General features: G+C 63.4%; 14 protein-coding genes and 2 pseudogenes. 6 read left to right on the top strand and 10 right to left on the bottom strand.

The window, feature by feature from the left end:
• Positions 1 to 50: 50 nt before the first annotated feature.
• Entirely contained in the window at positions 51 to 1,424 is a 1,374-nt protein-coding gene (ppnN, locus tag NA637_RS02060) for a nucleotide 5'-monophosphate nucleosidase PpnN (RefSeq protein WP_256070771.1), read from the top strand.
• Between the two features lie 224 nt (positions 1,425 to 1,648).
• Here ppnN and NA637_RS02055 read toward each other — a convergent pair whose 3' ends face one another.
• The 5 genes from NA637_RS02055 to gap form a co-directional block, all read right to left on the bottom strand.
• Positions 1,649 to 2,413 carry an IclR family transcriptional regulator gene (locus tag NA637_RS02055; protein ID WP_256070770.1) on the bottom strand — a complete coding sequence of 255 codons (765 nt, stop codon included), beginning with the start codon at positions 2,411 to 2,413 and terminating at the stop codon, positions 1,649 to 1,651.
• 414 nt (positions 2,414 to 2,827) lie between these two features.
• Positions 2,828 to 4,330 carry a CoA-acylating methylmalonate-semialdehyde dehydrogenase gene (locus NA637_RS02050; protein WP_256070769.1) on the bottom strand — a complete coding sequence of 501 codons (1,503 nt, stop codon included), beginning with the start codon at positions 4,328 to 4,330 and terminating at the stop codon, positions 2,828 to 2,830.
• 3 nt (positions 4,331 to 4,333) lie between these two features.
• Positions 4,334 to 5,500 (bottom strand): iron-containing alcohol dehydrogenase, encoded by a 1,167-nt coding sequence (locus tag NA637_RS02045; RefSeq protein WP_256070768.1) that lies wholly within the window; start codon positions 5,498 to 5,500, stop codon positions 4,334 to 4,336.
• 420 nt (positions 5,501 to 5,920) lie between these two features.
• Complete coding sequence (locus NA637_RS02040) at positions 5,921 to 6,520, bottom strand: cyclodeaminase/cyclohydrolase family protein (protein ID WP_256070767.1); 600 nt, start codon at positions 6,518 to 6,520, stop codon at positions 5,921 to 5,923.
• Positions 6,521 to 6,532: 12 nt separating this feature from the next.
• Positions 6,533 to 7,552: a type I glyceraldehyde-3-phosphate dehydrogenase gene (gene gap / locus NA637_RS02035; protein ID WP_256070766.1), complete on the bottom strand. Its 1,020-nt coding sequence runs from the start codon at positions 7,550 to 7,552 to the stop codon at positions 6,533 to 6,535.
• Positions 7,553 to 7,729: 177 nt separating this feature from the next.
• Here gap and NA637_RS02030 point away from each other — a divergent pair.
• The 4 genes and pseudogenes from NA637_RS02030 (at position 7,730) to NA637_RS02015 (ending at position 12,248) form a co-directional block, all read left to right on the top strand.
• A pseudogene (locus NA637_RS02030) lies at positions 7,730 to 9,273 on the top strand (alpha-amylase family glycosyl hydrolase).
• 1 nt (position 9,274) lies between these two features.
• A complete protein-coding gene (locus NA637_RS02025) occupies positions 9,275 to 10,894 on the top strand; it encodes an alpha-amylase family protein (RefSeq protein ID WP_256070765.1) in 1,620 nt (539 codons plus the stop codon).
• Complete coding sequence (locus tag NA637_RS02020) at positions 10,895 to 11,485, top strand: 3-keto-disaccharide hydrolase (RefSeq protein ID WP_256070764.1); 591 nt, start codon at positions 10,895 to 10,897, stop codon at positions 11,483 to 11,485.
• A 190-nt stretch (positions 11,486 to 11,675) separates the two neighbouring features.
• Complete coding sequence (locus NA637_RS02015; RefSeq protein WP_256070763.1) at positions 11,676 to 12,248, top strand: xanthine phosphoribosyltransferase; 573 nt, start codon at positions 11,676 to 11,678, stop codon at positions 12,246 to 12,248.
• Positions 12,249 to 12,272: 24 nt separating this feature from the next.
• Here NA637_RS02015 and NA637_RS02010 read toward each other — a convergent pair whose 3' ends face one another.
• The 5 genes and pseudogenes from NA637_RS02010 to NA637_RS01990 all read right to left on the bottom strand — a co-directional run bounded on the left by NA637_RS02010 (position 12,273) and on the right by NA637_RS01990 (position 15,794).
• Complete coding sequence (locus NA637_RS02010; protein ID WP_256070762.1) at positions 12,273 to 12,791, bottom strand: cupin domain-containing protein; 519 nt, start codon at positions 12,789 to 12,791, stop codon at positions 12,273 to 12,275.
• 141 nt (positions 12,792 to 12,932) lie between these two features.
• The gene (locus NA637_RS02005; RefSeq protein WP_256070761.1) at positions 12,933 to 13,355 is read right to left on the bottom strand and encodes a c-type cytochrome; all 423 of its coding nucleotides are present in this window, start codon (positions 13,353 to 13,355) and stop codon (positions 12,933 to 12,935) included.
• Between the two features lie 153 nt (positions 13,356 to 13,508).
• A complete protein-coding gene (locus NA637_RS02000; protein WP_256070760.1) occupies positions 13,509 to 14,057 on the bottom strand; it encodes a cupin domain-containing protein in 549 nt (182 codons plus the stop codon).
• 110 nt (positions 14,058 to 14,167) lie between these two features.
• Positions 14,168 to 14,521: pseudogene (locus NA637_RS01995) on the bottom strand (RidA family protein).
• Positions 14,496 to 15,794, bottom strand: coding sequence for a D-amino acid dehydrogenase (locus NA637_RS01990; protein WP_256070758.1), 1,299 nt, complete (start codon positions 15,792 to 15,794; stop codon positions 14,496 to 14,498). The pseudogene NA637_RS01995 and the gene NA637_RS01990 overlap by 26 nt, the downstream one beginning before the upstream one ends.
• A 147-nt stretch (positions 15,795 to 15,941) precedes the next feature.
• Here NA637_RS01990 and NA637_RS01985 point away from each other — a divergent pair, with 147 nt between their 5' ends.
• Entirely contained in the window at positions 15,942 to 16,430 is a 489-nt protein-coding gene (locus tag NA637_RS01985; protein WP_256070756.1) for an Lrp/AsnC ligand binding domain-containing protein, read from the top strand.
• Positions 16,431 to 16,556 lie beyond the last annotated feature (126 nt).

Below are 16,556 nucleotides of genomic sequence, written 5' to 3'. Positions count from 1 at the left end.
ATGCAGCTGTCCGTCTCGGCCAGGCCGCATTGTTTTCAGGGAAAACACGCATGACCTCACGCTATGTAATCAATGCCTCGGTTACCCCGAAAGGTAGCCTGGAGACGCTGTCCCAACGGGAAGTCCAGCAACTGAGCGAAGCTGGTTGTGGCAGTACCTACACGCTGTTCCGCCAGTGCGCCCTGGCCATTCTCAATACCGGCGCGCGCATCGATAACGCCAAGACCATCCTAGAGGCCTACGACGACTTCGAAGTACGTATTCATCAACAGGATCGCGGCGTGCGTCTGGAATTGCTCAATGCGCCGGCCGATGCCTTCGTCGACGGCGAGATGATCGCCAGCACCCGCGAAATGCTGTTCAGTGCGCTGCGTGACATCGTCTACACCGAAAGCGAACTGGGAAGCCCGCGCATCGACCTGAGCAGCTCCCAGGGCATCACCGATTACGTCTTCCATCTACTGCGCAACGCCCGCACGCTGCGTCCCGGCGTCGAACCGAACATGGTGGTGTGCTGGGGTGGACATTCGATCAGCACCGAGGAATACAAGTACAGCAAGCACGTCGGCCACGAGCTGGGGCTGCGCAACCTGAATGTCTGCACCGGCTGCGGCCCCGGCGTGATGAAGGGCCCGATGAAGGGCGCGACCATCGCCCATGCCAAGCAGCGCATCGTCGGCGGCCGTTACCTGGGCCTGACCGAGCCGGGCATCATTGCCGCCGAGGCGCCGAACCCGATCGTCAACGAGCTGGTGATCCTGCCGGATATCGAAAAGCGCCTGGAAGCTTTCGTCCGCGTCGGTCACGGCATCATCATCTTCCCCGGCGGCGTCGGCACGGCAGAGGAATTTCTCTACCTGCTGGGCATTCTGCTACACCCCGACAACCGCGACGTGCCCTTCCCGGTCATCCTCACCGGCCCGGAAAGTGCCGCGCCGTATCTGCAGCAGCTGCGTGACTTCGTCGGCGCCACGCTCGGCGAAAAAGCCCAGGGCTTGTACCAGATCATCATCGACAACCCGACCCAGGTAGCCCGGCAGATGTCCGAAGGCTTGAAAGCGGTCAAGCAGTTCCGCCGTGAGCGTAACGACGCCTTCCATTTCAACTGGCTGCTGAAAATCGAGGAAGGCTTTCAGCACCCGTTCGACCCGACTCACGACAACATGGCCAGCCTGCAGCTGACCCGCGACGTGCCGCCCCACCTGCTGGCGGCGAACCTGCGTCGCGCCTTCTCCGGAATCGTCGCGGGTAACGTCAAGGACAAGGGGATTCGCCGCATCGAGCAGTTCGGCCGCTACGAAATACACGGCGATCAGACGATCATGAAGCCGCTGGACGCCCTGCTGCAGGCATTCGTCGAACAGCACCGGATGAAATTGCCCGGCGGCCGGCCGTACGAACCCTGCTACCGCGTCGTGACCTGAGCCTAGAGGGGGCCGTGACAGCGAACGCCGCACGGCCCGACGCGGTAAACGACACAAACGCCTTCGGCGCTTCCATCCTCCAACGCCAAAGCAGCCCCGATCCCCAGCCAACGTGGATCACGCTTTATCGATCCACCGGGTGGCGCTCCACCGGGTGGCGATCCGCTATGTGTGACGCTCAACGAGCGGGATTACGGCGGATAAGAAGAGAGCGTCATCCACCCTCAGCCGGCGACGATCGCCTCCAGCTCCTTCGCCGCCGCCCGCAGGCGAGGCACGAAGGCGAGCAGGGACGCCATCGAACAACGGATCACCGGGGCATGGGTGAACAAACAGGCGCTCAGCTCGCCGCGGGCATCGCGCACTGGCACGGCGCAGGCGACCATGCCGTCGATGAACTCCTCGGAGTCGGTGGACAGGTCTTCCTCGCGAATACGTGCCAGATCGTCACGCAGGGCGCTCAAGTCAGTGATGGTGTTGCGTGCCAGCTGTCGGATCGGCAGGCGCGGGAGAATCTTTTCCAGTTGTTCCAGCGGCAGCGAGGCGAGATAGAGCTTGCCGCTGGCCGTGCACCAGAGCGGCGTATGACTGCCGATGGGCAGGTTGATCTGCAGCGGCCAGTTGGTCTGCACCCGATCGAAATAGAGCATGTCCAGGCCATTCGGCACCGACAAACCGCAGGTTTCTCCGATCTCCTCGGACAGCTGACGCAGGATCGCCTGGCGCAACGCCTTGTGACGACCACTGCCGAGGATATTCACCGCCGTCGCATGCAGCCGATCGCCCGGCAGCAGGCCGCCCTTGAGGCCGAATTGCAGGAAGCCCTCTTTCTCCAATGTCTGCACCAGGCGGTGGGCGCTCGGCTTGGGGATGTCCAGCTTGTCCGCCAATGCACTGGGCGTCAGCGGCTCCGCGGCGCTGGCTACGGCTTCGATGATCTCGAGCACGCGGGTAATGGATGAACCTTTTTCACGGGGGGTACTGCGCATCGTCTGCCCTGTTGTTCGAATAATAGAGAGCGCCCGATCGGGGCGGCACGAATGTATCGGTCGGTATAACCGACGCAACCAAGCCCGCTGGGAGACCGGCTCGTCCTGTAGGGTGGGCTTCAGCCCACCGCGATCAGCTGGGCTCAAGCGAGGCGCCGCACGGCCTACCCTCCTGCCCCCGCCCCCGTCCCCGTGCCCGTGCCAGCTCTGAAAATCTCGGCTGAGGCGAATATTGATCGGCAAGTGCCAGGCACTGGTCTTCATCCGCGTGAAGAAGCGCAAGCCATAGGACCCTGCAGGCTCGACGGGCGGATGAAGCGCTTCCAGACCCTAGGGTGGCTAAGCGACGACCCATTGGTGGGCTGAAGCCCACCCTACGACTGGCTCCTACGACTTGGCGGATAAGCCTAGCGGTTACTTCATGGTCGGCATCGAGAAATCCGCGCCGGCACGGATACCGGTCGGCCAGCGCCGGGTCACGGTCTTCATCCGGGTAAAGAAGCGCACGCCGTCCGGGCCGTGCATGTTCAGCGGGCCGAAGATCGAGCGCTTCCAGCCACCGAAGCAATGGAAGGCCATCGGTACCGGAATCGGCACGTTGACGCCGACCATGCCCACCTTCACGTTCTCTTCGTACTGGCGTGCGGTGTCACCGTCGCGGGTGAAGATCGAGGTACCGTTGCCATACTCGTGATCGTTGACCAATTTCAGCGCCTCGTCGAATGATTGCACCCGCACCACCACGAGTACCGGCCCGAAGATTTCCTCCTGGTAGATGCGCATGCTCGGGGTCACCCGGTCGAACAGGGTCGGCCCGACGTAGAAGCCGTTCTCGAAGCCCTCCACTTTCAAGCCGCGACCATCGCACACCAGCGTTGCGCCCTCTTGCACGCCCAGGTCGATGTAGCCGGATACTTTCTGCTGATGCTCGCGTGTGACCAGCGGCCCCATGTGCGGTTCGGGTTCGATCCCCGTGCCCGGCCCGGTGCGCATTTGCGCGATCTCGTCCTTGAGCATCTCGACCAGATGGTCCGCCACCTCGTCACCGACGCACACCGCCACGGAGATCGCCATGCAGCGCTCACCGGCCGAGCCATAGGCGGCGCCCGTCAGCGAGCTGACCACCTGCTGGGGATCGGCGTCGGGCATGATCACCATGTGGTTCTTCGCCCCGCCCAGGGCCTGGCAGCGTTTGCCGTGGGCCGAGGCAGTGCTGTAGATGTACTCGGCGATGGGCGTCGAGCCGACGAAGCTCACCGACTGCACGCGCTCGTCGGTGAGCAGCACGTCCACCGCTTCCTTGTCGCCATTGACGATGTTCAGCACGCCCGCCGGCAACCCGGCTTCGGCCAGCAGCTCGCCGATCAGCATGGTGGCGCTCGGGTCCTTTTCCGACGGCTTCAAGACGAAGGTGTTGCCGCAGGCGATGGCCACCGGCAGCATCCACAGCGGCACCATGGCCGGGAAGTTGAACGGGGTGATGCCGGCGCAGACACCCAGCGGCTGCATCAGCGAGTTGGAATCGATATCGCGACCGACGTTGGGTGAGAACTCGCCCTTGAGCAGATGCGGAATGCCGCAGGCGAACTCCACCACTTCCAGCCCGCGGGTGACTTCGCCCTGGGCGTCGGAAAACACCTTGCCGTGCTCCAGCGAGATCAGCCGCGCCACCTCGTCGCGACGCGCTTCGAGCAGCGCCTTGAAGCGAAACATGACGCGAGCACGGACCAGCGGCGGCGTCTTCGACCAGTCTGCGAAGGCGCTCTGGGCGGCGGCAATGGCTTCACGGGTTTCGTCGGCCGAAGACAGCGAAACATAGAGGCGCGGCTCACCGGTGGCCGGGTTGTAGACGGTCGCGTGGCGTTCGGAGCGGCCCGCGACGGCCTCGTTGTTGATCAGGTTGCCGAGGGTCTGCATGGGTTACTCCTGGTTCCAGACGGTTTCGTAGAGGTCGATGATTTCCGCTTCCGTGGGCACGCGCGGATTGTTGCCCGGCGAGCCGGAGGCCAGCGCCTGGCGCGCCATGGTTTCGCGCAGTTCGAAGAAGCGTTCGCGGGTGATGCCGAACTGTTCTGGGCTCGGCACTTTAAGCTCCTGATTGATCGCGCGCAGTTCGGCGAGCAGCTTGTCGTTGGCCACCTCGACGCTGTCGGTTTGCGCGGCAACGCCCATCGCCCGCGCGCAGTCGGCATAGCGCTCGGGCGCCGCGGGAATCGAGAAGGCGGTGATCGCCGGCAGCAGCATGGCGTTGGACAGCCCGTGCGGCACATGGAAGAAGGCACCGATCGGCCGGCTCATGCCGTGCACCAGCGCCACCGAAGCGTTGGAGAAGGCGATGCCGGCCAGCGTCGCCCCAAGCATCATCGCCTCGCGGGCCTGGCGATTGCCGGGCTCGTGATAGGCCGCGCGCAGGTTCGGCGCCAGCAGGTGCATGGCCTGCAGCGCCTGGGCATCGCTGTAGAGGCTGGCCTTGCGACTGACATAGGCCTCGATGGCGTGGGTCAGCGCGTCGATGCCGGTGTCGGCGGTGACCCGCGGCGGCAGCGACAGGGTCAGCTCGTAGTCGATCAGCGCGGCGATGGGCATGAAACCGAGGCCGGCGCAGAGCATTTTCTCGTCGCTGGTTTCGTCGGTGATGATGGTGAAGCGCGTGGCTTCCGAGCCGGTGCCCGCCGTGGTGGGGATGGCGATCAGCGGCAGGCCGGCTTCGCTGACATCGCGCGGGAAGCGGTAATCGCGCATTTCGCCGCCGAACTTGCCGAGGATGCCGATGGCCTTGGCCGAATCGATCGGGCTGCCGCCACCGAGGGCGATGATCGAATCGTAGCTGCCCTGACGGACCATCTCGACGCCGGCACGAATCGATGCCGCGGTCGGCTCCGGCAGGGTATCGGCAAAGCAGTCGCTGGGGATGTCAGCCTTGGCCAGTATCTCGCTGATCCGGGCGACATAGCCCAGCTCGACCATCATCCGGTCGGTCACGATCAATGGTCGTTTGCAGCCAAGGTTATGCAGCACCGAGACAACCTGCTGACTGGCGCCGGCGCCGACTTCCATCAGACGCGGCAAAACGATGCGATGGCTCATTGGGTTCTCCGATAGGGTTCGCGCTGCGCTCGGACAGGTCTAAAGGCCAGCCAGATGAGGCGCTATGTGAACGGATTGCATGAGAAAACTTCAGGTCTCGATTGAGAAAGTTCGTCTCAGGTGGCTTGGAGACTAGAAACAATGACCGCAAGCGTCAAGCTAAAACGAGACGTTTATTCTCGTTATCGGAGGAGCCGGTATGCCAGGGCCGTATGGATACGTGCTGAACGTGACGAGGGAGCGGGCCCGGATCGCCAGCAAGCTGGCTCCTACAGGAATGTGTGGTTTGCTATGCCACAGCCGCACTGAACCCTGGCTTTTCATTGTTGGTGAGATCGTCAGCGCGGAGACAACTACAGACCACGAGCGGCTGACGACGCGGGCTTTTCGTAGGAGCCAGCTTGCTGGCGATCAGCTGCACTAAGAAGGCGACAGCGCCTGACCGAGCAGACGCTGCAACAGGTCGTCGCCCTCAGCCTGTAAGCGTGTTCGAGTCTGCGCAACCTGATCGCGGCTGGCGGCGTCTTCGATACTTGCCATATCCGCATCGACATTGATCAAGGCTGCGCTGAGCCCGGCATGGATGAGCATGGCGCCGGCCCGGGTATCGCTTTGCACGTTCGGGTCGGTACATGGCCAGGCATCGACCGCCAGCGCGAGTGCCTCCAGGCAGCAATGCGCCAGCGCCAGCGGTACGGCACAGGCCTGACGGGACGCGGCCTGCTTCTGTTCGGGCTCACCCTCCCGAGCAGCGTTCAGGTAGTCCCCGAAAGCCCGGTCATCATCATCGGCGAACGCGCCGGGCCTGCCCGACAGTGCTTCCGCCGCTTGCAACAGCGCGCGGCGAGTCGGATCGGACCCGTGGGCCTCGCTGATACGCAGGCCCTTGAGTACCAGTGCAAGCCCGATATCAGCCGTGACAGCGGCGGCCGCACCGCAACCGGGCGTTGGCTGGTTGGCCGCCGTGGCTGCCCTGAAATCGGCCAGCCGTTGCGTCCAGATGCTCGCCTCATCGCTCATCCGGGCGATCCGTCAGCCAGCCTGCGCATTACCCTCGCCCCAATGGAGCAGCACGTCGAGCATGCGGTTGGAGAAGGCCCATTCGTTGTCATACCAAGCCAGCACCTTGACCAGGTCGCCCTGTACGCGCGTGTGGCTGAGGTCGGCAACGCAGGAGGTCGGATGGCCGAAGAAGTCCCGCGAGACCAGCGGCAGGTCGTTGCACTCCATGACGCCGAGCGGCAGCTGCTGCGCGCCTTGGCGGAGGATCTGGTTGATCGCCTCGACGCTTCCCGGTGCACGCTCGGCAGTGAAGGTGAGGTCGACCAGCGACACGTTCGGCGTCGGCACCCGCACCGCCAGGCCGTCCAGCCGCCCAGCGAGTTCGGGCAGCACCAGACCGATGGCCTTGGCCGCACCGGTAGTCGAGGGAATGATCGATTCCGCCGCGGCACGCGCGCGGTAGAGGTCCTTGTGCGCCTTGTCCAGCAGGCTCTGGTCATTCGTGTAGGCGTGCACGGTGTTGAGCAGGCCCTGACGGATCCCCACTGCCTCGTGCAGCACCTTGGCCAGCGGTGCCAGGCAATTGGTGGTGCAGGAGGCATTGGAGATCACACGGTGGCTGCCGTCGAGCAGCTCATGGTTGACGCCGTAGACGACCGTCAGATCGGCGCCATCGAGCGGATGCGAGGCGAACACGCGCATGGCCCCGGCCTCCAGGTGCTGGTCGATCAATGCGCGCTTCTTGAACTTGCCCGAACATTCCAGCACCACATCGACCCCGAGCTGTTTCCACGGCAGTTGGCTGGGGTCGCGCTCTTGCAGCAGACGGATCGACTGGCCGCGAATCTGCATCACATCGTCATGCAGATCGACCTGCCCCTGAAAGCGGCCAAAGGTGGTGTCGAAGCGCGTCAGGTGCGCCATCGCCGAACGCTCGCTGAGGTCGTTGATCGCTTCGATATGGATCTGGTTTTCCAAGTTTCGCTCGAACAGGGCTCGCAGTACAGCTCGGCCGATACGGCCATAACCATTGATGGCAACTCGCAACATGGTGCTCTCCCGGGGTCGTTGAGACTGGTGAAGGTTAGTCGGAGTATCCGCGGTGGCGTTCAGTACCGTCCGACGGAGATCAATGAACCGGGGAAACCCAAGGCACCGTCCGTCAGTCGTAACTCTCACAGGCCCGTTGCCCCGGGCTTGCCGCACTCCGGAAAAGGGCCACGAGTAATGAGCGAGTCATCCCCCGCACCCTGGTGGAAAGGCGCCACTGTTTATCAAATTATCAAATCTACCCGCGTTCCTTCGCCGACAGCAACGGTGACGGCATTGGCGACCTGGACGGTGTGCTGCGCCACCTCGACCACCTGCAATACCTGAGCGTCGACGCACTGTGGCTGTCGCCGCTCTTCCGCTCACCGATGGCCGACGCCGGTTACGACGTCAGTGACTATTGCGATATCGATCCGCTGTTCGGCTCGCTCAACGACATCGACCGGCTGATCGCCGAAGCCCATGCCCGCGGCATTCGCGTACTGCTCGATTTCGTGCCCAACCACACTTCCGATCAGCATCCCTGGTTCATCGAGTCGCGCCGCTCGCGGGGCAGCCCCAAGCGCGACTGGTACATCTGGCGCGACGAGCCGAACAACTGGCGCGCCGCACTCAACGCCGGCAGCGCCTGGACCTGGGACGAGCAGACCCAGCAGTATTACCTGCACCTGTTCCTGCCCGCGCAGCCGGATCTGGACTGGCGCAACCCTGAAGTGATCGAGGCCATGCACGGCGTGCTGCGCTTCTGGCTCGACCGCGGCATCGACGGTTTTCGCATCGACGTCATTCATTGCACCGGCAAGGACCCGCGCTTCGCCGACGACCCGCGCTGCCAGGCCGGCCAGCCGCTGGCGGATTTCAACGATCAGCCTTACAGCCATGAAGTGCTGCGCGGACTTCGGCGTCTGGTCGACAGCTACCCTGGCGAGCGCGTGCTGGTCGGCGAGGTCAATATCCGCTCCACCGAGCGGGTGCTGCAGTACTACGGCGCCGGCGACGAGCTGCACCTGGCCTTCAACTTCAACCCGCTCGACGCGCCCTGGGACCCGGTGCTGTTTCGCACCTGCATCCGCGACGTGCAGCACTGGCTGCAACCGGCCGGTGCCTGGCCCACCTGGGTGCTGTCCAACCACGACAACGTGCGTCAGCGCAGCCGCTATCAGGGTTCGCTGCGCAGCGCCCATGCCGCGGCGGTGCTATTGCTCACCTTGCGCGGCACGCCCTTCATCTACCAGGGCGAGGAGCTGGGGCTGGAAGATGCGGTGATCGAAGCGGACGAGCAGGTCGATCCCGGCGGTCGCGATGGCTGCCGCGCGCCGATCCCCTGGCTCGCCGCACCGCCTCACGGCTGGGCAGGCAGTCAGCCGTGGCTGCCCTTCCCACCCGACAGCGACGAGTTGGCCGCCGAACGGCAGCGGGGTGCCCCCGGCTCGACCCTCGAGCTCTACCGCCGACTGATCGCCGCGCGCAAACGCAGCGGCGCTCTGCTTCACGGCGACTGGGAAGAGTTACCGTCGCACCCCAACGTGCTGGCCTATCGACGACAGCTGGACGATGAGCAACGGGTGATCTGTCTGAATTTCGCCGATAAGCCCCACGTCTTTCCGCTCAACGGACGCTGGCAGGTGGAGGTCGCCAGCGACGCGCAGGGCGAAGGCGAGCGCTATAGCGCCGAACTGGCACCCGGCCAGGCGCTGCTTCTCAGCCCGGAGGAACATTGACATGCGGCCACTCTGGTATCGGAACGCGGTGATCCATCAGATCGATCCGTCACTGTTCCTCGACGTTAACGGGGATGGCTGCGGCGATCTGCGCGGCGTCATCGAGCGCCTGGATTACGTACGCGGCCTGGGCGCCACGGCCATCTGGCTGATGCCGTTCCATCAGTCGCTCTTCCGCGATGCCGGCTACGATGTCAGCGACCATCTGCAAGTCGATCCGCGCTTCGGTGATCTCGCCGACGTGGTGTATTTGCTGGAGAAAGCCGAGGAGCTGGGCCTGCACGTCATCATCGAACTGGTGGTGCAACACACCTCGATCGAACATCGCTGGTTTCAGGAAGCGCGCCGCGACCCGCAGTCGCCCTATCGGGACTATTACCTCTGGGCGGACGAACCGGACGACAGCATCGAGCCGATCTTTGCCACGGTGGAAAAGAGCGTCTGGACCCGGGACGAAGACGCCGGGCAGTACTACCGCCACCTGTTCTACCACCATGAGCCGGACCTGAATCCGGGCAACCCGAAGGTGATCGAGGAGATCGAGCGGATCATCGCCTTCTGGCTGCGCCTGGGCGTGTCGGGATTCCGTGTCGATGCCGCTTCGCACCTGATCGAACAGGCCGGCCACGGCGACCGCGCGGACGGCTACTGGCTGCTCGAGCACATGCGCGACTTCGTCACCCTGCGCCGCCCGGAAGCGGTACTGCTGGGCGAGGTCGACGTGGAGTCGGAAGAGTACCGCGACTATTTCGGCGAAGGCGATCGGCTGGCCGTGTTGCTGAACTTCTGGGCCAACAACCACTTCTTTCTCTCGCTCGCGCGCAGCGAAGCAGAGACCCTTCAGCGGGCACTGGAACGCCAGCCGGAACCGCCCGAACGCGCGCAGTACGCCATCTGGCTGCGCAACCATGACGAGTTGGACCTGGAGCGGCTGAGCGACGACGAGCGCGAAGAAGTCATGCAGGCCTTCGCCCCCGATCCCGACATGCGCGCTTACAACCGCGGCATCCGCCGGCGTCTGGCACCGATGCTCGACGGAAACGAACGACGCATCGCCATGGCCCATGCACTGCTGTTCGCACTGCCTGGCACGCCGGTCATCCGTTACGGTGAGGAAATCGGCATGGGCGAGGATCTGTCGCGCCCCGAGCGGCTGGCGGTGCGTGCCCCGATGCAGTGGTCCAACGAAGCCAACGCCGGATTCTCCTGCGCCGACACCCCACAGCTGGCCGCGCCGCTGATCGACGACGGCGAGTTCGGTTACCAGCAGCGAAACGTCTACGCCCAGACCCTGCGCGACGACTCCTTGCTGTCCAGGTCCGGGACCATGACCCGCACCCGTATCGGTCTGCGCGAGATTGCTGGCGGTCAGCACCGCGCGGTCGAAGCGGGATGCCCGTCGGTCTTCGCCATTGGCCATGACAACGATTCGACGGTGTTGATGCTGGTGAATCTGGCGGACCGGGAGGTCGACATCGAAATCGCCGAACGCGACCTTCAGGACATGGTCGACGTGCTGGCCGACAGCGATTACGACCAGCCCAAAGGGCATCCCTTGCGACTACGCCCGAACGGCTACGGCTACCGCTGGTTGCGGCGCAAGCAGCAATTGTTCGGCTAGATGAAACGCTCCCTCGATGCTGCGCAATGGCGCGGCTGGCATATCGATGGGTTTCCCGTAGGCAGCTGGCGCAACGTTGACGGCGAGCTGCAGGCCATCGCCGGCGCCCCGCGGGTCGATCTGATATCGCTGCAGCGTTACGACGATTTCACCTTTCGTTTCGAGTTCGCCCTGCCTGTCGCCGGCAATTCCGGCGTGCTGTTCCGCGTCGAGGAAAATGCCGAACTCAGCTGGCACAGCGGCCCGGAAATGCAGCTGTTAGACGATGCCGGCCATCCCGACGGTCGCGAGCCCACCACACGCAACGGCGCCTTGTACGGGTTGCTGGCAGCCGAGCCGGAAACGACCCTGGAGCCTGGCGAGTTCATCGAGGCGGCCCTGACCGTACGCGACGGCCATGTCGAGCACTGGCTGCGTGGTCGCTGTGTGCTGCGCTATCGACTCGATGACCCAGCACTGCGCGAAGGTATCACGCGCAGCAAATTCAGTGGCTATCCAGACTTCGCCCAGGCCAGGGAGGGCCACTTGGTGCTACAGCACCATGGCGAGGCGGCACGCTTTCGCCGCTTGTCGATCGAAACGCCCGACTGAACGCTCCGCTTGGACCCGCGCACGGATTTGAGCGAGAATGCGCGGCTTTCCAGGCTGCGGAAAGCAGTGACGAACGGAAGCTGGATCGATACGAGCTGGGCGCTCGCCTTCATGGCGCAGCGCCCAACTGGTTTTCAGCACCATGATTCGCCAGGCAAACCCGGCCGCCCACGCTTGAGGTAGCGCGTTCGTGGAACAGCTGAAACAAAAGATCCGCAATGAAGGCATCGTGCTCTCCGACCGCGTACTCAAGGTCGATGCTTTCCTGAATCATCAGATCGACCCTGTGCTGATGCAGCAGATCGGCGAGGAATTCGCGAGCCGGTTCCGCGACGAGAAGATCACCAAGATCGTCACCATCGAAGCCTCGGGCATCGCGCCAGCGATCATGGCTGGCCTGGAGCTGGGCGTACCGGTGATTTTCGCCCGCAAGCATCAATCGCTGACCCTGACCGATCACCTGCTGACGGCCTCGGTGTACTCCTTCACCAAGCAGGTCGAGAGCACCATCGCGATTTCCACCACTCATCTGTCGCCAAGCGACCGGGTGCTGGTCATCGACGACTTCCTGGCCAACGGCAAGGCGGCCAAGGGATTGATTTCGATCATTCAGCAGGCAGGCGCGAGCATCGCCGGGCTTGGCATCGTCATCGAGAAGTCCTTCCAGGCAGGCCGGCAGGAACTGGAGGAAGCGGGCTTCCGCGTCGAGTCCCTGGCTCGCGTGGCCGCCCTCAGCGACGGCCAGGTGGTGTTCGTCGAGTAACCATCCCGCGCCACTCCCTGCGGCTTATTCCTTACGCCACAGGTCAACCAGCGCGCCCTGCGTGCCGGCCACCGGATCGCTCAGCGGTATGCTGACCCGCTGAGCGCGCGCCTGTGCCTCATCATGGCTGGCTTCATCCGGGCGCAGCAGATCGTATTGCTGCTCGACCGGATAGCCGCCCACCACTTCGAAATCACTGCTGGCGCTGAGCTGGCAATGACCGGTGCCGGCCGGCAGTACCAGCGCGTCGCCAGCGCGCACCTCGACTTCCTGCCCCTGTTCGCCACCGAGCATCAGCCGCGCCGAACCCCGCGAAACGCCGAGCACCTCATGAGCGGTCGAATGATAGTGGTGATAGTCGTACACACCCGCACGCCACTGGGTCGGCCACAGGTGGCTGCTGAACAGATTCTCGAACGCACTGGCATAGTCCCCCTCAGCCAGCGGCAACTGCCGGTACACCAGTACCGGATGCGAGCTGTTCGGCGTACGGCCGTCGCTGGAAAAGTGCAACTGCTCGGGATGCGGGGCGGAACTGGGCATGGGCACCTCATCTTCGTGCGGAGGCCTGATGTCGGTGCAGGCCCGGAATGGGTTTGAAGTTTCGACCCGATACCGCGCGGCTTTTATCCCCGCCAGACACGACAAAGCCGCCCGGAGGCGGCATTGTCTGACCGGCTGAACTTAAAGGCCGGACATGTGTTTGATGGCAGCCATCAGCTCGTCATCCGAACAGCTGGCGCAGGTGCCTTTCGGCGGCATGGCGTTGATGCCGGTGATGGCATGCTGCAGCAAAACGTCAAGCCCGCCCTTCTCATCAGCACGCGCTTGCCAGGCAGCCGTATCGCCGACCTTCGGCGAGTCCAGCAGACCGGTGCCGTGGCAGGCGTTGCAGAACTTGCCGACCACTTCTTCACCGCTCAGCGCGCCGCCACCAGCGGCAGCAGCTGCCGGACCGGCCGCTGCGCATTCTTCACCTTGAATACAAACGTCGCCCACCGGCTTGAGGCGCTCGGCGATGTCGTCGTTGGTCGCAGCCTGAGCGCTCACTGCCCACAGGGCCAATACGGCAGTCTGTGCTACCAGGATCTTCTTAATCAGGTTCACCTTATACCCTCATGTGGCTAGACACGCCCGCGGCCACGGTATCGCGAGCGGCGGTCAGTATAACGGCAAGCCATGCCCGCCGAAACAATACGAAAGACCCTGTCATCCCCCGCGACGCTTTGTCGCACCGCGCTCGGGGACCATTGGTCAGGATCAGAAATTCGCCGGCGTGGTCGCGCTGATCAGCTTGGCCGGCGCGTCGAACGGATTACGAAAGCGATGCGGCTTGCTGCTCTCGAAGTAGTAACTGTCGCCTGTTTCCAATAGATAGGTCTGGCCGCTCACCGTCAGCTCCAGACGCCCCTCGACCAGCATGCCAGCCTCTTCGCCCTGGTGCGCCAGCATGTCGATGCCGGTATCGGAGCCAGGCGGATAGGTTTCGGCGAGAAAGGCGATGGCGCGACCCGGGTGCGCCTTGCCGACGAGCTTCATGCTCACCGCGCCGTCGGAAATATCGATCAGCTCGCCGGCCTTGTAGACCACCTGAGTATCGCTGTCCTGCTCGAAATCAGGCGAGAAAAACTCGACCAATGAGATTGGAATGCCGCTCAGCACCTTCTTCAGCGAACTGATCGACGGGCTGACGCTGTTTTTCTCAATCATGGAGATGGTGCTGTTGGTGACGCCCGCACGTTTGGCGAGTTCGCGTTGGGACAGGCCCTTGAGTTTGCGGATGGTTTGCAGTCGAACACCAACGTCCAATACGGGAGCCCCCAATAAGAGCGATTGTTGAGGTCGCTATGATGGCGAGGGCGTTCAGTATTTTCAACACAACGGGACGAAATGACAGATCGCCCCGGATGGCGATCGGGCTACACCGGTAATGCGGCCACGACCGACAGTTCAATGCGGATCTCGGGCTCGCAAAGCTTGGCCTCTACCGTGGCCACGCGCCGGCGCGATGCCTTCCGGCAATGATCCCAGACCGCAGTCATGCCCGGCGAAATCGGCATCGATGTCCTTCAGGTAGATGGTCACCGAAAGAATGTGCGGCTTGTCGGTGCCGGCCTGACGCAGCAGCCGCTCGAATTATCGAGGGTTTCGCGAGTCTGTTGCTCGATGCCGGCTCTCATGTCTTCAGCCACCTGACCGGCCCGGTAAACCGTGCCACGGTGGATGACGATCTGGCTCAGGCGAGCGTTAATGGGCAGGCGCTGTATGGGCATGTCTGTGCGATTGTTTGTGGGGGCCATAGCGGGAAATATCGAGGCCTCCGGTACTGATCTGCGTGCACTTTTTCGCCAGCATGTCCGCCAGCAAGCGACCAGAGCCACAGGCCATGGTCCAGCCCAGGGTACCGTGCCCGGTGTTCAGATACAGGTTGCGGTAGCGTGTGCCGCCGATGATCGGCGTTCCATCCGGTGTGGCCGGGCGCAGGCCGCTCCAGAGTTCGGCCGTGCTCGGATCGCCAGCCTGCGGGAACAGATCGCCGACGACCATTTCCAGCGTTTCTCGCCGACGCGGATTGAGCGAAAGGTCATGGCCGGCAATTTCGGCCATGCCGCCCACCCGGATGCGCTGATCGAAACGGGTGATGGCGACCTTGTAGGTCTCGTCGAGCACGGTCGACACCGGCGCCATGGCAGGGTCGCTGATCGGGACGGTCAATGAATAGCCCTTGAGTGGATACACCGGCGCGCGGATGCCGAGCGGCTTGAGCATCTGCGGGCTGTAGCTGCCCAGCGCCAGCACGTAGCGATCGGCCTTCTCCAGCTGGCCATCGATCCAGGCGCCATCGAGGCGATCGCCGGAACACGCCAGGCGCTGGATATCCTGCTCGAAGCGAAACTCAACACCGAGCGCTCGCGCCATCTCCGCCAGCTTGGTGGTAAACATGTGACAGTCGCCGGTCTGGTCGTTGGGCAGGCGCAGCGCGCCACTGAGCTTGTCCGATACCTTCGCCAGCGCCGGTTCGACGCGCGCGATGCCGGCCCGATCGAGCAGCTCATAGGGCACGCCGGACACATCCAGCACGGCGATGTCCTTGGCGGCGTTATCCAGCTGTGCCTGGGTGCGGAACAGTTGGGTCGTGCCGCATTGCCGGCCTTCGTAGTCGATGCCTGTTTCGGCGCGCAGCTCGTCCAGGCAGTCGCGGCTGTATTCCGACAGCCGCACCATGCGTTCCTTGTTCACCGCATAGCGCGCCGCCGTGCAGTTGCGCAGCATCTGCGCCATCCACAGGTATTGCTGAATGTCGCCGGTGAGCTTGATGGCAAGCGGGGCATGGCGTTGCATCAGCCACTTCATGGCTTTCATCGGGACGCCAGGCGCAGCCCAGGGCGACGCGTAACCGGGGGAAACCTGGCCGGCATTGGCGAAGCTCGTCTCCATCGCCACGGCTGGCTGGCGGTCAACCACCACCACCTCGAAGCCAGCCCGCGCCAGATAGTAGGCACTGGTGGTACCGATCACGCCGCTTCCCATTACCAGAACACGCATCGCCGTCTCCCACCCGTGCTACCGGGCTTTTTCGAGCCACTGTTGATGCGGAGTATAGAAAGCGCCATGTAGTGGTTTTCGCTATATAACAGGCTATATTTGCGATTTATTCACGCCTGTAACCGCATTTATAGAGGCGATACGCCTATGCGCACCCAGCATCAGACCCGCCGCGAGCTGGACAAGATCGACCGCCAGATCCTTCGCCTGCTGCAGGCCGAAGGACGCCTGCCGTTTACCGAACTGGGCGAGCGTATCGGCCTGTCGACCACGCCGTGTACGGAGCGCGTTCGACGTCTGGAGCGCGAAGGCATCATCATGGGTTACACGGCGAGGCTGAACCCGCAGCATCTGAAAGGCGGACTGCTGGTATTCGTCGAGATCAGCCTGGCCTACAAGTCAGGCGACATCTTCGAAGAGTTTCGTCGTGCCGTGCTCAAGCTGCCTCATGTGCTGGAGTGCCATCTGGTTTCGGGGGACTTTGACTACCTGATCAAGGCGCGGATCTCGGAAATGGCCTCCTACCGCAAGTTGCTCGGCGACATCCTGCTCAAGTTGCCGCATGTGCGCGAGTCGAAGAGCTACATCGTGATGGAAGAGGTCAAGGAATCGCTGGAACTGCCGGTACCGGATTAACAGCTGCAAGCTGCAAGCTGCAAGCTGCAAGCTGCAAGCAATCAGCGTCAGCCCGAGTGATGTGCCCAAGGTGAAAATGTCCTCGTCCTTCTTCAAATTTTCAGCACTTTTCAGCTAGCCGCCGCT

Origin of the sequence: Stutzerimonas stutzeri (assembly GCF_024448935.1) — a bacterium.
GTDB lineage: Bacteria > Pseudomonadota > Gammaproteobacteria > Pseudomonadales > Pseudomonadaceae > Stutzerimonas > Stutzerimonas stutzeri_AO.
The sequence above is the reverse complement of the archived record's forward strand: the minus strand, read 5'-3'. Positions and strand labels throughout refer to the sequence as shown.

Bases quoted from the DNA above. Each gene is read 5' to 3' on its own strand.
- NA637_RS02010 (WP_256070762.1), bottom strand. From the start codon at position 12,791: ATGCCCAGTTCCGCCCCGCATCCCGAGCAGTTGCACTTTTCCAGCGAC.
- NA637_RS02045 (WP_256070768.1), bottom strand. From the start codon at position 5,500: ATGAGCCATCGCATCGTTTTGCCGCGTCTGATGGAAGTCGGCGCCGGC.
- gap (WP_256070766.1), bottom strand. From the start codon at position 7,552: ATGTTGCGAGTTGCCATCAATGGTTATGGCCGTATCGGCCGAGCTGTA.
- ppnN (WP_256070771.1), top strand. From the start codon at position 51: ATGACCTCACGCTATGTAATCAATGCCTCGGTTACCCCGAAAGGTAGC.
- NA637_RS02020 (WP_256070764.1), top strand. From the start codon at position 10,895: ATGAAACGCTCCCTCGATGCTGCGCAATGGCGCGGCTGGCATATCGAT.
- NA637_RS02040 (WP_256070767.1), bottom strand. From the start codon at position 6,520: ATGAGCGATGAGGCGAGCATCTGGACGCAACGGCTGGCCGATTTCAGG.
- NA637_RS02025 (WP_256070765.1), top strand. From the start codon at position 9,275: ATGCGGCCACTCTGGTATCGGAACGCGGTGATCCATCAGATCGATCCG.
- NA637_RS01985 (WP_256070756.1), top strand. From the start codon at position 15,942: ATGCGCACCCAGCATCAGACCCGCCGCGAGCTGGACAAGATCGACCGC.
- NA637_RS02055 (WP_256070770.1), bottom strand. From the start codon at position 2,413: ATGCGCAGTACCCCCCGTGAAAAAGGTTCATCCATTACCCGCGTGCTC.
- NA637_RS01990 (WP_256070758.1), bottom strand. From the start codon at position 15,794: ATGCGTGTTCTGGTAATGGGAAGCGGCGTGATCGGTACCACCAGTGCC.
- NA637_RS02050 (WP_256070769.1), bottom strand. From the start codon at position 4,330: ATGCAGACCCTCGGCAACCTGATCAACAACGAGGCCGTCGCGGGCCGC.